The sequence below is a fragment of the Flavobacterium sp. FlaQc-28 genome, from assembly GCF_044007415.1.
Classification (GTDB): domain Bacteria; phylum Bacteroidota; class Bacteroidia; order Flavobacteriales; family Flavobacteriaceae; genus Flavobacterium.
In genome coordinates this window covers 956,304-971,436 of record NZ_JBIPCM010000001.1, presented here as the reverse complement: position 1 = coordinate 971,436, position 15,133 = coordinate 956,304, and the positions used below count along the sequence as shown (strand labels likewise).

11 protein-coding genes are annotated in these 15,133 nt (G+C 33.4%); 6 read left to right on the top strand and 5 right to left on the bottom strand.

The window, feature by feature from the left end; all coding sequences use genetic code 11:
- Positions 1-29 precede the first annotated feature (29 nt).
- The 3 genes from ACHRVL_RS04255 to ACHRVL_RS04245 form a co-directional block, all read right to left on the bottom strand.
- On the bottom strand, positions 30-347 hold the full coding sequence (locus ACHRVL_RS04255; protein ID WP_129023688.1) for a hypothetical protein: 318 nt from the start codon (positions 345-347) through the stop codon (positions 30-32).
- A 174-nt stretch (positions 348-521) separates the two neighbouring features.
- A complete protein-coding gene (locus tag ACHRVL_RS04250) occupies positions 522-1,331 on the bottom strand; it encodes a LytR/AlgR family response regulator transcription factor (protein ID WP_395410588.1) in 810 nt (269 codons plus the stop codon).
- Between the two features lie 285 nt (positions 1,332-1,616).
- Positions 1,617-3,158 carry a glycine--tRNA ligase gene (locus tag ACHRVL_RS04245; RefSeq protein WP_395410586.1) on the bottom strand — a complete coding sequence of 514 codons (1,542 nt, stop codon included), beginning with the start codon at positions 3,156-3,158 and terminating at the stop codon, positions 1,617-1,619.
- 161 nt (positions 3,159-3,319) lie between these two features.
- Here ACHRVL_RS04245 and ACHRVL_RS04240 point away from each other — a divergent pair, with 161 nt between their 5' ends.
- Positions 3,320-3,940 carry a ComF family protein gene (locus tag ACHRVL_RS04240; RefSeq protein WP_395411080.1) on the top strand — a complete coding sequence of 207 codons (621 nt, stop codon included), beginning with the start codon at positions 3,320-3,322 and terminating at the stop codon, positions 3,938-3,940.
- A 19-nt stretch (positions 3,941-3,959) separates the two neighbouring features.
- On the opposite strand, the gene ACHRVL_RS04235 is transcribed toward ACHRVL_RS04240, so the two are convergent.
- Positions 3,960-6,635, bottom strand: coding sequence for a reprolysin-like metallopeptidase (locus ACHRVL_RS04235; RefSeq protein ID WP_395410584.1), 2,676 nt, complete (start codon positions 6,633-6,635; stop codon positions 3,960-3,962).
- 199 nt (positions 6,636-6,834) lie between these two features.
- Between ACHRVL_RS04235 and ACHRVL_RS04230 the strand changes: the two genes are divergently transcribed.
- The 4 genes from ACHRVL_RS04230 to ACHRVL_RS04215 all read left to right on the top strand — a co-directional run bounded on the left by ACHRVL_RS04230 (position 6,835) and on the right by ACHRVL_RS04215 (position 10,530).
- Positions 6,835-7,764, top strand: a complete 930-nt coding sequence (locus tag ACHRVL_RS04230) for a bifunctional riboflavin kinase/FAD synthetase (protein ID WP_395410583.1) — start codon at positions 6,835-6,837, stop codon at positions 7,762-7,764.
- Positions 7,765-7,883: 119 nt separating this feature from the next.
- Positions 7,884-8,321, top strand: a complete 438-nt coding sequence (locus ACHRVL_RS04225; protein WP_089053350.1) for a hypothetical protein — start codon at positions 7,884-7,886, stop codon at positions 8,319-8,321.
- 173 nt (positions 8,322-8,494) lie between these two features.
- The gene (gene bioB / locus ACHRVL_RS04220; protein WP_129053345.1) at positions 8,495-9,583 is read left to right on the top strand and encodes a biotin synthase BioB; all 1,089 of its coding nucleotides are present in this window, start codon (positions 8,495-8,497) and stop codon (positions 9,581-9,583) included.
- 80 nt (positions 9,584-9,663) lie between these two features.
- Positions 9,664-10,530, top strand: coding sequence for a cupin-like domain-containing protein (locus ACHRVL_RS04215; protein ID WP_395410580.1), 867 nt, complete (start codon positions 9,664-9,666; stop codon positions 10,528-10,530).
- Positions 10,531-10,536: 6 nt separating this feature from the next.
- On the opposite strand, the gene ACHRVL_RS04210 is transcribed toward ACHRVL_RS04215, so the two are convergent.
- Positions 10,537-14,391, bottom strand: a complete 3,855-nt coding sequence (locus tag ACHRVL_RS04210) for a T9SS sorting signal type C domain-containing protein (protein WP_395410579.1) — start codon at positions 14,389-14,391, stop codon at positions 10,537-10,539.
- A gap of 255 nt (positions 14,392-14,646) precedes the next feature.
- Between ACHRVL_RS04210 and ACHRVL_RS04205 the strand changes: the two genes are divergently transcribed.
- Positions 14,647-15,117 (top strand): regulatory protein RecX, encoded by a 471-nt coding sequence (locus tag ACHRVL_RS04205; RefSeq protein WP_395410577.1) that lies wholly within the window; start codon positions 14,647-14,649, stop codon positions 15,115-15,117.
- Positions 15,118-15,133: the final 16 nt, after the last annotated feature.

Sequence of the window (15,133 nt, the reverse complement as noted above, 5' to 3'; positions counted from 1 at the left end):
GACAGCTTAAATATTTATTCTAAGTTTAATTAATCTAATTTTTTATCTGTTCCAATAGATTGATTAACACTTGCAAAATTTAGATGTGAATTACTTCTTACTTGATGAAAATCAGCTTTCTTTTGTCCTCCTGTAGCACCAGTTCCATCTGTATCCATTAATTGTTCTCTTACTTGATGAAAATCAGCTTTCTTCTGTCCGCCTGTAGCACCAGTTCCATCTGTCTCTCCATCTCTCTCTATTGTCTGATTTTGTGCCAATAGTACTGAATTTGTTTTTGGTGTTGCAAAAGAAGTTGCTACCATTACTAAAGAAAATAGTCCGAAAGTTAAAGCTGTTTTTTTCATGATTTGAGGTATTAATATTTTTATATGATTTTTTTTGGAGTTGTTCACTTAGTGTGAATCATGATGTAAAACTAACACCGTAATCAAAAAAAATTTATACGAAAAAACAGGTTTATGGTAGATCATGCCCAATTGATAGTCAATGAGCGTCAAATCAATGTAATCACTTAATTGTTAGACTTCTAAATAATTTCCGGCAGTAAAATCGGCAATAATTAAGTCGACATTTGATTTATAAGTTTTTGAAAAAGGGATCTTTTTCAATGAGTTTTTTATGTAACATACTGAGTGTCCGCTATGAATTCTTGCAATGTAATTTCTATTTATAATATAACTGTTGTGAATTCGAATAAACGGATACACTAAAACGTTCTCGAAATGCTTTAATGTCTTAAAAGCTGTTATCATTTCACCAGAATTTAAATAAATATCTGTTGAATTATTATCGGCTTGAAAATATGCAATATCATCGGCATTTATATAGCGATGATCTCCATATGATTTAATACAGATTATAAGTGGTCTATCAAATACTTGACCAGTTTTTGTATCTGAGGTAATTAACGTAGAAACTTCTTGTTTAAAAACTTTTAAGTTTAAATCTTCGGTTATTTTGTTCAGTTTCAAAACTGTTTTCAACAAGTCTACGGGTATTATTGGTTTTATTAAATAATCAAACACACCAAATTTGATCGCATTAAAAGCTTGTTCTGTTTTTAACGTGGTAATAACAATGTGAGGAATTGCATCTAAAAATCTGTGCAATTCATTAATAAAAGCAAGCGATAAATTACTTGAACTATCCTGAGGTTCAATTTCCAGAAAAACAACAGACGGCTTATGTTCTAAAACCAAATTTAAGCCATCTTGATAATTAGAAGCTGAAGCCACAAAAGACAACTCCGAAAAACCTTCAGCAATTGTTTTGGTTTTTGAAATACTCTCAGCATCATCATCAATAATTATATACGAATACTTATTCAAGATAGTTTATATTGCTTTTTCATTAATCCCTTGCAGCGCTTTCTATTTGAGATTAGAAAACAGTTTCATAAATACTTTTAGAAAAAATTATTATTTTTCATTTTATCCGCATTTAAAAATACGAATTTCAATATTTTAAGCATTTCATTGTTAATACATTACTTCAAAATGTTAACACATACTGATGAAATGCAAAAATATCCGATGAATTGCATTATTTAAAATTAAAAAAATCCCAAACTCCTGCTAAGGAATTTGGGATTTATATTATATAGTATCCTAAGATTACATCTTCATCAACCAATTTTTCATTGAAACTTCGTTTTCAATAATACCTCTTAATTCAGAAATTTTAACGCGATCTTGTTTCATTGTATCTCTATGACGAATTGTTACTGTTTCATCTTCTAAAGTTTGGTGATCAACAGTAATACAGAAAGGAGTTCCAAGAGCATCCTGTCTTCTGTAACGACGTCCTACTGCATCTTTTTCATCATAAGAAACATTGAAATCCCATTTTAGATCTTCTATAATCTTTTTTGAAATCTCAGGCAATCCATCTTTTTTAACTAATGGAAGTACTGCTGCTTTTGTTGGCGCTAAAACTGCTGGCAATTTTAAAACTGTTCTTGACGAACCGTCTTCTAATGTTTCTTCTTGTAATGATGTTGCAAATACAGCCAAGAACATACGATCTAAACCAACTGAAGTTTCTACTACATATGGCACATAGTTTTCATTCAATTCTGGATCAAAATATTGCAGTTTTCTACCAGAATATTGTTCATGTGCTTTTAAGTCAAAATCGGTACGAGAGTGAATTCCTTCTAATTCTTTAAATCCGAACGGAAAATTAAATTCAATATCTGCCGCAGCATTTGCGTAATGTGCTAATTTCTCGTGATCGTGAAAACGGTAATTATCTTTTCCTAAACCTAAAGATAAATGCCAGTTTAAACGTGTTTGTTTCCAATGTTCGTACCATTGCATTTCTTCTCCTGGACGCACAAAAAATTGCATTTCCATTTGTTCGAATTCACGCATACGGAAAATAAATTGTCTTGCAACGATTTCGTTTCTAAATGCTTTTCCTGTCTGTGCAATTCCAAAAGGAACTTTCATACGACCCGATTTCTGTACATTTAAAAAGTTTACAAAAATACCTTGCGCTGTTTCTGGACGTAAATACAAATCCATTGCAGACTCTGCAGAAGCTCCTAACTTAGTTCCGAACATTAAGTTGAACTGTTTAACTTCTGTCCAGTTTCTAGAACCAGTTTCAGGATCAGCAATTTCCAACTCTTCAATCAAAGCTTTTACATCTTCAAGATCACCATTTCCTAAAGAACGTCCTAAACGCTCTCTAATTTCTCTTTCTTTAGCCAAATATTCAATTACTCGAGCATTTGTAGTTACAAATTCTTCTTCATTGAAAGCGTCTCCAAAGCGAGCTTTCGCTTTTTCGATTTCTTTTTTAGCTTTTAGATTAATCTTTTCAGCATAATCTTCAACTAAAACATCGGCTCTATATCTTTTTTTAGAATCTTTATTATCAATTAATGGGTCATTGAAGGCATCAACGTGACCAGAAGCTTTCCAGGTCGTTGGGTGCATTAATATTGCCGCGTCTAAACCAACAATATTTTCATTCATTTGAACCATTGATTTCCACCAATATTCACGGATATTCTTTTTTAATTCGACACCATTTTGTGCGTAATCATACACTGCACTCAATCCATCGTATACTTCGCTTGACGGAAATATAAATCCGTACTCTTTTGCGTGCGAAACCACATTCTTAAATAAATCGTCTTGTTTTGCCATAGTAATGCAAAAATATAAAAAGTACTTATAAAAAAAAGAAAAATTAAAAAGATTGAAGTTCAAATTTCTTTATTTTTGTAACTAAATTCTTTCTATTTGTGTTTAAATTCATAATCGACCTCTTTTTCCCTAAAGTTTGCTCGGGATGCCGCTCTGTTTTAATGACTAACGAAACCGTTTTATGCACTCGTTGTCGTCATGAAATACCTCTAACTCAGTATTACCTAGACCCAAATAATGAAGCCGTAAAGAAATTTTACGGTAAGATTGAAATTGAACATGCATCAGCATTTGTGTACTTCAACAAAAAAGGAATCGTTCAGGAACTCATTCACAATTTAAAATACAAAGGCCATGAAGAAATTGGAGCAGTTCTAGGAGAATGGTATGTTGAAGATTTAAAAGAACTGCAATTAAAAACGCCTTTTGATATAATTATTCCAGTCCCGCTGCATCCAAAGAAATTTAAAGAACGCGGCTATAATCAAGTTACTTCTTTTGGAAAAGCACTTGCCGAAGGTTTAAAAATACCATATAACGATTCTATTTTATATCGAACTAAGTATTCCAAAACACAGTCAAAAAAGAATCTTTTAGGGCGATCCGAAAATATCGAAAATATATTTGATGTGATTTTAAAAGAAGAAAATCACAATAAGCATTTTTTAATTGTTGATGATGTGCTCACAACTGGAGCTACTCTCGAAGCTTGTTCTCGTGCTTTATTAAAAATTAAAGGAGCAAAAATCAGCATTGCATGTATGGCAATGGCAAATTCTTAAAAAAGAAATTCCAAATACTTTAATTGACGATTATTTTCTTAACCGTTCTTCTGTCTCCATCAATTACGGTAACGAGATAAATTCCAGCTGCTGCGTTTGGCAAGTGAATATTTTGATTGAAAATTCCGGAACTTTCAAAAGTGTTTTCGTAAACTTTTTTTCCTAAAATATCATGAACAAATACTTTACATCCTGCTGCTGACTCACTTTGAAACTGAATTGAAAAGCTGCCTTTATTTGGATTTGGATAAAGGGCAAAATCAATATTTTCGAAATCATCACGTCCTAAAGTAAAACTCTGCGTACAAATATTTACAGAAGCTGAATTAATGGTTCCAGACATTCCCGAAACGGCATCACGAACTCCAAATGTCCAGTTTCCTTCTGGATTTTCTCCATTAAAAACACTTAATTGATCTACAGGAATAACGATTTGTTCTGTTGTTTTACTGCAATCTAAAACAGCACCAGAATCATCAAATCGGAAAATTAAAGTTGAATTCAAACTTGGGCAGGATCTATTAAACAAACGAGCCACAGTTCCCTTTGGACTTACAATTTGAATTTCAAGGTCTGACATTCTTTCGTGTGTTACATTTACTGAAACATTTACATCTGATACTGCACCAGTGGCAGCAGGAACACTAACGGTTTTTGTCGTAAATGTAGTTCCACCCGGAATACTAAAGGAACTTCCAAAACTATAAGAAGTGCAAGTAGTTGATGGAGTATAGCCCACCGCAAAAGGCTTGCTGTTTACCGCATAAAAGATATTAGCCGTTGGCTCAATCAATAATCGGCAATTAGTTGATGAAGCAACACTTGTTGGAAGTATAATCGTTTCTGAACCATCATTTGGAGTATTTGCCGCAAGTACTATTGGAAAAGTTAAACCGCCATCTGTAGACAGTTTAATGTTTACCTGCGATGATCCCTGAAGCGTATTGGTATTATTAACATTCCAAGTTACCGTTTCACTTAAGCCCTGCCACCAGCTCACGTCAGTACCATTATGTGAAGAAATCGTAAATGGTCCTGCAGTAGAAACGACATTTACTACCATAGCATCTGTATTGGTTTGTCCTGAATCTAAAGTTGAATTATCTCTGCCTGTTAAAGTAAAATTTAATGTTCTCGGGATAGAAGAAACTGATTCCCAAGTTGTAGTTAGCCTATTGTCTAAAACATAACTCAACCTTGGCATATATCGAATTGGAGAACTATTAGGAATTACTGATCGAAACAAAGGCCCATCAGGTTTTGTTGGATAAGCAATACTTGTTGATCCTGAAGTTGTTACTGCGTTATCATTTTCTTCCCAATTGAAAGTAACGGTATCACCATCTGGGTCTGAACCACTGCCTTTTAAAATAAATGCCGTACTTATTGGAATGGTATAATCTAAACCAGCATCAATTACCGGTGGATTGTTAGTCAAACTTGTAGTAACAGGACAGCTTTTCCCTGCAAGGTTATTTTGAATCTGCAAAATACTTACGTAGGCAAAATAATCATCTGAATTATCTTGTATATCATAATCCCCGCTTACTCCTGCATAGCCCATTATTGTAGAACCACTTCCTGGTTCAACATTTACATTTGTTCTTTCGGTAGAATCGTATGAAAAAGTATGACTTGCTCCTAATTGATGACCAAATTCATGTATAACAAAATCAACATCAAAAGTATCTCCTTGAGGTTTCCCATCGCCTGGAGATGTATAAGCACTTCCTTTTGCCAAAGAATCACTAGAAGTTGGATTTGCACATACACAGCCTATACAACCTGCATTTCCGCCTCCGCCAGAAGCTCCAAACAAATGTCCTATATCGTAATTATTGTTACCTATTACACTTGTTAAAGTAGTTTGCACTTCTTTATTCCAAGCTCCTTTAACTCCTGTTGATGCAACAGAATAGGGATCTGTCGACGCATCTGTATAAATTACGGCGTCGTTATTTGCAATTAAAACCAATTTCACAGCGAGATCTTTATTCAAAATCCCATTAACTCTGGTCATCGTTGCATTCATTCCTTCTAAAGCTTTTGCCTTTGTACCGCCAAAATAGGCCGTATATTCTCCTGTACAAGACAATGCTAAACGCAGGGTTTTTAAAACTTTTGTGTTTGCTGCTGTTTTTGCAGTTTTACCAAAACTAGAATTGGCAGTAAGTTCGTCTGATGTTTTACAATCTAACTTAACTTTTGAAGTTTTATCTTTAGCCGTAAATAAAACATATTCGGTTTTATTCTCTGGATTTTCTTCTATAAACTCGGTAGCTTTATCTACTCTTAAAACCATTGTTTGTATTCCGCTTTCAGAAACACTAAAATGTACTTTAGCCGATTTATCATCTAATCCTCTTCCTCGATAAGCTCTAATTTCTGGATATTTGGCTTGTAATTCAGGTTCAAAATTGGAAGATTCCCAAACTTGAAACCGCTCTAAAACTCCATTTGAATTTGGAATTGTAATTTCTGCTGTATTATTTACTTCCGATTTTTCGGTTGTTTTTGCCAATTTTGAGGTTAAAAAACCAGCATTCAGCTTATAATAAAGTTTGCCTGAATCTAAAACAACTGTCTTTTTACTAAAAACTGAAGCAGTATTCACTTTTTGCCATAAGTCATCACTTTGAGCTTGTACTCCTGACCAACAAAAAAGTAAGAATAAAAAGAGTAGTGTTTTTTTCATGGCAAGTTGTTCTTTACTACATCAAAATTAAAGGAATTAAATCAAATTCTTACTTTTTAACGACATTTAATATTTTTTAATCGACAAGTCTCACTTTTTGTCGTCAAGGGAAACTTAATCTTCTTAAAAAAAATCAATTCCCCTAAGCCTAAAATTTAAAATAGATAGTATAAATTTGCAGCATCTTAAATTATTTGTTTTGAAGCTCTTTCATTCTATAAACGATTTTCATTCGACCAAGAAAACAATTTTAACTCTTGGTACTTTTGATGGTGTGCATATTGGTCATAAAAAAATTCTGGAACGAATTACTCAAAATACCGAAAATGGCAAATACGAAAGTTTGGTGCTTACCTTTTTTCCGCATCCAAGAATGGTTTTACAGGAAAAATCAGAAATAAAACTTTTAAACACAATTGCTGAAAAAACAAAACTTCTGGAAGCGACGGGAATCGAAAATTTAATCATTCATCCTTTCGACGAAAGTTTTTCGAGACTAACTGCTGAAGAATTTGTGCATTCGATTTTGGTAGATCAATTTCATATTCAAAAAATAATTATTGGTCACGATCATCGTTTTGGAAGAAATCGAACTGCCAATATTGATAATTTAATTGCTTATGGTGCTGAATATGGTTTTGAAGTTGAACAAATTTCAGCACAAGAAATTCAAGATGTCTCTGTAAGTTCTACTAAAATTAGAAAAGCTCTTACTGAAGGAAAAATGGATTTAGCCAATGAATATCTTGGTTACGACTATTTTTTGAGCGGTAAAATTGTAAAAGGAAAGCAGCTTGGAAGAACAATTGGTTTTCCAACAGCGAATATAGAAATTGAAGAGGATTATAAATTGATCCCTAAAACGGGCGTTTATGCCGTTAAAGCTCTTATCGATCAAAAGGAGATTTTTGGAATGATGAATATTGGTTTTAATCCAACTGTAAACGGTCAGAAACAAACTATCGAGGTAAATCTTTTTGATTTCGATGCTGATATTTATGACAAAGAGATCGAGGTTTCATTATTGCATTTCCTACGTGAAGAGCAAAAGTTTGGATCGATAGATTTACTAAAAGAACAATTAAATCAAGATCGAATAAATGCACTGGCATTTATAAATCAATTGTAAGCAAATCTTAAGATATACTTTTCTTTAATTTTAAACCATCGTAGTTATTTTTTTAGTAAATTTGATATACAACTCTGTTTATCAAAACTTTACTATTAACTTCTTTAAAAATAACCACTATGAAACTACCTAAAGAAATAACCAACGGTTTTTTGATATTCCTCGGAATTGGCATTTACTTTTTATTGATGAATGTATTGGGTTTAGCTGATTTGTTTTACCTGCGCGTTTTAAATGTATTTTTTATATTCTGGGGCGTAAACAGAACTATGCAAATGAATCTTCACGAGGGAGAAACGAATTTTGTATCTAATGCTGTTTCGGCAATGGCGACTTCAGTGGTTGGTGTTGCATTGAGCGTTTTTGGATTATTAGTATATAGTTACGCACGCGGCGGTGATGCTTATGTGAGTACACTCTCAAAAACTTTCATGTTTGGAGGAAATCCATCTGTTCCTACTTATTGCATCTGCCTTCTTTTTGAAGGGCTTGCTTCATCTGTAATTGTTACTTTATTGATGATGTTATACTGGAATAATAAATATGTTGCTGATTAATATATCAGAATAAAAACATTCATTCAAAAACACTCTAAAATCATAAAAGCTTTAATATGATGATTTTAGAGTGTTTCTTTTTTTTAAATACCCCGCAAACATTCTTTCCAGCATTCATTATTGTCGATTAGGACAATTTAATTACTTTTGAAGCTTCAAAAACAATGTATTCGATGAGCATTACAAAACACAACTGGACCAAAGACGAAATAATCGCAATCTATAATAAACCTTTAATGGATTTGCTTTATGAAGCAGCGACAATTCATAGACAACAACATGATCCGAATGTAGTTCAGGTATCTACCTTACTTTCGATCAAAACGGGCGGCTGTCCTGAAGATTGCGGCTATTGCCCGCAAGCTGCACGTTACAATACTGGTGTTGAAGGAAATGATTTAATGAGCGTGAGTCAGGTAAAAGCACAGGCTTTGCGTGCAAAATCAAGCGGATCTTCGCGTGTTTGTATGGGAGCAGCTTGGAGAAATGTTAAAGACGGTGAAGAATTTGATCAGGTTTTAGAAATGGTTCGTACTATTAATAAACTAGATATGGAAGTTTGCTGTACTTTGGGTATGATTACTGAAAATCAGGCTCAGCGCTTAGCCGAAGCTGGTTTATATGCCTACAATCACAACTTAGATACTTCTGAAGAATATTATAAAGACGTGATTTCTACACGTGGTTTTGAAGATCGTTTGCAGACTATCGAGAATGTTCGTAAAACAAATGTTACGGTTTGCAGCGGGGGAATTATTGGAATGGGAGAAAGTATTGATGACAGAGCTGGAATGCTAGTTGCTCTTTCTACATTAAATCCGCAGCCAGAATCTGTGCCAATTAATGCTTTGGTTGCTGTTGAAGGAACTCCAATGGAAGAAGAAAAACCGGTTGAAATTTGGGAAATGATTCGTATGGTAGCTACAACTCGAATTGTAATGCCGGAAACTCAAGTTCGTTTATCTGCTGGAAGAACTAATATGACTCGTGAAGGGCAGGCAATGTGCTTTTTTGCAGGTGCAAACTCAATTTTTGCAGGTGACAAATTACTTACTACGCCAAACCCTGATGTAAACGAAGATATGAAGATGTTTGAAACATTAGGAATGGTGCCTCAAAAACCTTTTATCAAAGTGATGCAGCCAAAAACTGTTGAAGCGGCTGATTCTCAATTTACTTCATTGGGTGAAAAACCGAAATGGTCAAGACCTGGACATACTATCGAAAAGAATATTGAAGCTTCAATTAAATCAAAAATTTAATCAACAGAACTCAAAATCTCAATAAATATTTTTAAATTGCTTATAACTTGTGTGTTATAAGCAATTTTTTTATTTAGAAGATGGAGTTAAAACAAATCGAAAGGGTAAAAAAAATCTCTAAGACCGATTTTATTTCCCAATATGTAAAAAAACAAATCCCTGTAGTTGTTGAAGAACTGACCGAAGATTGGCCAGCCTATAAAAATTGGAAGCTTTCTTATATAAAGAAAGTCGCAGGAGATTTAATTGTGCCTTTGTACGATAATAGACCCGTTAATCATGAAGACGGTTTTAATGAAGCTCACACTAAAATGAAAATGAGTGATTATATAAATCTTCTGGAACAAAAACCAACAAATTATCGCATCTTTCTTTATAATTTAATGAAAGAAGTTCCGGCACTAAATCAAGATTTTTTGTGGCCTGATATTGGCTTAAAACTTGTAAAGCAAATGCCTATGTTGTTTTTTGGCGGAGAAAACTCTAAAGTGTTCATGCATTTTGATATTGACTATTCAAATATTCTTCACTTTCATTTTAATGGCGAAAAACAATGTATGCTTTTTGCTCCTGACCAATCCAAATACATGTATAAAGTACCTCACGCTTTAATTTCGAGAGAAGATATAAATTTTGATGATCCTGATTACGAAAAATTTCCTGCTCTTAAAAATGCAAAAGGCTACATTACAAACTTAAAACATGGCGAAATGCTGTATATGCCAGAAGGTTATTGGCATTACATGAAATATTTAACTCCAGGATTTTCTATGAGCCTGCGCTCCTTTCCTAAAAACATAACCAATTTATCAAAAGCGGCTTATAATGTTTTTATTATGCGCTATTTTGATATTATGATGCGAAAGGTAAAGGGACAAAAATGGATTGATTATAAGAATAAAAAAGCAATTCAAAACACTCATGAAAAACTGCAAAAGACTTTTTAAGAAAAATCAATGAAAAACAATCTTTTGAGCTGCTGATTTTCCGCTGTCAAAAACTACATTAATCAATAATATCTGATCACTGGATTTGAAGTTTACAATCTGGTATTCTGTATTATTAATTGTTTTGGTATTGAATAACATTTTTCCTGAAACATCAAAAATTGATACTTCTTTCATAACATCTTTTGTCGAATTTAATATTATGTTTTTTCCTTTAACCGAAACGCAAAGCAAACTTTCTTGATTCTTAAATTGATCCGCTCCTAATGTTTCTATATTATACCGAATTACAAAACGATCTAAAAAAGTTCCTGCTGTGGTTGTAAATTTATAGCTGCTTTCTAGAAGATTATGCACAATATTTTCGGTTTTGTCTTCTAAATAAACAGTTTGTGCACTCAGATCGCCATCTGCATGATCAATTGCAATTGAAAATTCGCCGGCAATTGTTGAACTATATCCCAAAGCCACAAAATCTGATTCTGAAAAAGGCAAAGCACGCCCTTGAATTACAAGTTTTTTATCGTCAATTAAACTATAAAAATCAACAAATTGGTTTCCATCTAATGATTCTGCATCGTAGTTTAAATCGTAAGCGTTGGTAGCTTCATCCATATATCCAATTAAAATTTGTTTATAGGCTCCTTTTGAATTTTCAAAATTTAACCACAATCGATGCTTCTCTATTTTATTACTGCTTGTAAAATTTCCTGCTTTAGACGGTTTAAAAAAAGCATTATTATTTCCTAGTATCCTCATACTGTCATTAAACTCGATTGTACCGAAAGCATTACTTATAACAAAAAATGATTGCCCTGAAGCAATTTTTCCGTCAGGAATAATTTCATTTACCCCAGAATATGATGCTTCGGTATTGACTCCTCCAACCAGATTATAGGCTGCATAATCATCAGAATTATATTCAAAATTAGTTACTGGTGTATGATGCATCCAAAAGTAAAGTGCGCCTTTTGTTTTAAGGTTGTTTTTTTTCAAAAAAATTGCAGCATCTATTGCCGATGGATAGGGATTTCCGACTAAACCAAAACTATCTGTTTCTCCCAATTCTATTTCTACTTTTCCATTATTTGGAATTCCTTTAAAGACTGCTTCATAAACTGCTCTTGATGTTATTGAAAATTCCTGCGGTCCTCTTATTGCATATCCTTTACCTAACAGCATATTATTTAATCGTGGCTCTTCTTTCCAGCCTCCAGCGGTATCAAATGACAAATATTTATCAAACAAGGTATTGGGCGACACATCTATTAATTTTTGATTATCAACTGGTGAAGACCAAAACGTATAATCGTATCTTAAAATTGGTTTTGTTTTTCGAAAAAGGTTAATAATCCCAGTATTTACAACACTATCGTCTGATTGATACAAACTTGCTGTATCTTCTAAAACTAATGTTCCTAAACCTGAATAAGAAAATTCTATACCTAAAGTATTTCCGCTTAAAAGTGTAACTGTTTTGGCAGATTCAATTGTACAGCTGCAAATATTTGCTGAAATGAGATTTGGGAAATTTTCTTTAAAAAACACTTCTTTTCCACTGGACGGATAACCTTTTGTCCAAGAAAAGCCATCCCAAATTGTTGAATCTACACAAAGTTTTAATCGTGCTGCTCGATGTTTAGAAACTCCGTTGACCGAATTAAAATCACCCCCTATTAAAAGTCTATAATCGTTAGTAAAACTTAACGTTAAAAGATTTTTATTGAGTCTCGCATCAAATGAGTTATCAAAATCGCCCGTTTTCAAAAGCCTTATTAATCGCAATGCCTGACTGTTTTTATAGGTTCCTGAAAAGGCGCCTCCAACTAAAAGCTTATCATCTGGCTGCACCAAAATACACCGCACGTCGCCGTTACTAAAACCTGTTCCCGCAGAAAAACTATCGTCCAGACTTCCATTGGGATTTAAACGTATAATTCTTTTTTGTGAAGAGCCTTTAAATGTCAAAAATGTACCTCCAGCGATTATTTTCCCGTCTGATTGCATTGCAAGTGCATAAATGTGTTTATCGAATCCAATACCTATGTTAAAAGTTAAATCGATACTTCCGTCTTCATTTAAGCGAACTAAATGCGGATAGGGCTGTCCATTAAAAGTTGTGAATCTGCCTGCAGCCAATATTTTTCCATCTGGTTGAATCAAAACATCTTCGATAATAGCATCTGCACCGGTACCAACATTAAAAGTAACATCTCGTGATCCATCTGGCAATAATCTTACTATTCTAGCAGCAGATAAATCGTTATTGAACCGGGTGAAGTTACCGGCAGCAATAATTTTATTATCGGACTGTACTGCTAAAGCATAAACTTGAGCATTAAATCCAGTACCACTATTGAAAGTATTATCTAAAGTACCGTTTGATAATATTCTAGCAATTCTATTAGAAGCTGCGTCATTGTACTTGGTAAAATTTCCTCCAAAAACAATTTTCCCTCCTTCTTGAACCACAGCTGCTTTTATTAGTTTATCGGCTCCTGATTTGCCTGTATTAAAATCCAGATCAAGCGAGCCATCTTCCAAAAGTCGTGTAATTCGGTTAACTGGTAAATTATTGAATTTGCTGAAATTACCAAAAACCATTGTTTTTAAATTTGCTAATGGCAAAATCTTTAACACCGAATTATCAAAGCCAACTCCTGCTGACAGATAACCTGTATCTTGCTCTCCATTAGAATCTGTTTTAGCCAAACCTCCTTGATTTTGCCCATCAAAAACAGCAAATGAACCGCCAATAAACCATGATCCTTCTTGATCTTCTGCTAATGCAAAAACAGAAGCTGATCCTGGCCCTGAACCCAAATCAAAATCAGATTTTATAGTTCCATCGGCGTTTAAAAGTACTGCTCTATTTACATCATCATTTCCATATCTGATGGAAAAAGATCCTCCAACCATTATATTTCCCAAATGATCTTCTTTGATTATTTGTACTGAACCGTTATTAAAACCTAATCTTTGAAAACTTTGATCTAATGATCCATCTTCATAAATACGAATAATTCTATTTGCCGTATTTCCATTATAAAGTGTGAAATTACCTCCTAGAAGAATTTTTCCGTCTCGTTGAACAGCAATGGCATTTACATCATCATTAAATCCAGAACCAATATTAAAACTATTATCAACACTTCCGTCAGAATTCAAGCGAATAATCCTATTGCTTAGTGTTCCATTAAATGAAATAAAATTTCCTGTAATTAAAATTTTTCCATTTGATAGAATTCTAACATTAGTAATATTTGTAGAAGATCCTGTTCCTGTCGCAAATGTTCGATCTAATGAACCATTCGGAAGAATTCGTGCTATGCGATTTACAGTTACATTATTGTATTTTGTAAAGCTTCCTACGATTATAATTTTCCCATCTGATTGTTCTGCAATACTATAAATAATACCACTGCCGGCTCCCACAGAAGTGTCAAAAGTTGAATCACGGGAACCATCTGCATTCAACCGAATTAATCTTCCCGAACTTACCGCATTATAACTTGTAAATCCTCCGCCAACTATTATTTTCCCATCGAGCTGTAAATAAGCGGCATAAACTTTACCACTGAACCCTGAACCTACAGTAAAACTTTCATCGATTGTTCCATCTGGTTTTAAACGTACTAAAGATGGAGATGAAATTCCGTTTAGGCTGGAAAAATCACCCCCAACTATTAAATTATTATTGGGCTGCAAAAGCAAAGTTCTAACGGCACTGTCAAAACCATCACCCTTTGTACCATCATCAAATGTATTAAAAGTGGTATCCAATTTTCCTTGCTGCGCATTAACGAAAGTACAGGAGAGAAAAGAAACCCAAAACAGCTGGTAAAGTAGTTTTTTTATCAAAACTAGATGATTATTTAAAATTGTAAGAATTAACCGAAATTAAACTGTTCTGATTTTAAAAACAATACCCACTTTTAGTGATTTTTTATAATGCCCAAAAACGATTTTTTCGCTATGAGTATAAAAATTGAACACTCAAAAGTAAATTTTGAATCTTATAAACTGGGGGATTTATTTAAATTTGCTTTTGGTTTTATAGAAATTTCAAGAAAATGACTATTTGCAGCAATAACAGTTAAAAAGAAAGAAAAACACATGAATTCGACCTGTACTCCGAAAGAAGCCTTACAGAAACTAGAACACTTTTGTGCTTATCAGGAGCGTTGTCATGATGAAGTTGTATCAAAACTTTACAGTTTAAAAATGACTTCTGACGAAATAGATCTTATTATAGTTCAATTAATTGAAGGTAACTTCTTGAATGAAACACGTTTTGCATGCAGTTTTGCCAGAGGAAAACATCGCATTAAACATTGGGGAAAACTTAGAATTACAAATGAACTGAAGTTTCGAAATATTTCCAGCACAAATATAACTCTTGCTCTCAAAGAGATTTCGCAAGAAGAATATATGGAAACTTTTGAAGGCCTTTCTGAAAGATGTTGGAACGGTATACAGGAGAAAAATATATTAAAAAAACGCAAAAAGTTCTGCGACTATATGCTTCGAAGAGGGTATGAAAGTAATCTGGTTTATGAAAAAGTAAAAGATCTTGAAAACCTTTAAACTATTTTAAGCAAAG

Coding starts and splice junctions, on each gene's coding strand:
- bioB (WP_129053345.1), top strand. CDS start 8,495: ATGAGCATTACAAAACACAACTGGACCAAAGACGAAATAATCGCAATC.
- ACHRVL_RS04225 (WP_089053350.1), top strand. CDS start 7,884: ATGAAACTACCTAAAGAAATAACCAACGGTTTTTTGATATTCCTCGGA.
- ACHRVL_RS04255 (WP_129023688.1), bottom strand. CDS start 347: ATGAAAAAAACAGCTTTAACTTTCGGACTATTTTCTTTAGTAATGGTA.
- ACHRVL_RS04240 (WP_395411080.1), top strand. CDS start 3,320: ATGACTAACGAAACCGTTTTATGCACTCGTTGTCGTCATGAAATACCT.
- ACHRVL_RS04245 (WP_395410586.1), bottom strand. CDS start 3,158: ATGGCAAAACAAGACGATTTATTTAAGAATGTGGTTTCGCACGCAAAA.
- ACHRVL_RS04205 (WP_395410577.1), top strand. CDS start 14,647: ATGAATTCGACCTGTACTCCGAAAGAAGCCTTACAGAAACTAGAACAC.
- ACHRVL_RS04235 (WP_395410584.1), bottom strand. CDS start 6,635: ATGAAAAAAACACTACTCTTTTTATTCTTACTTTTTTGTTGGTCAGGA.
- ACHRVL_RS04215 (WP_395410580.1), top strand. CDS start 9,664: ATGGAGTTAAAACAAATCGAAAGGGTAAAAAAAATCTCTAAGACCGAT.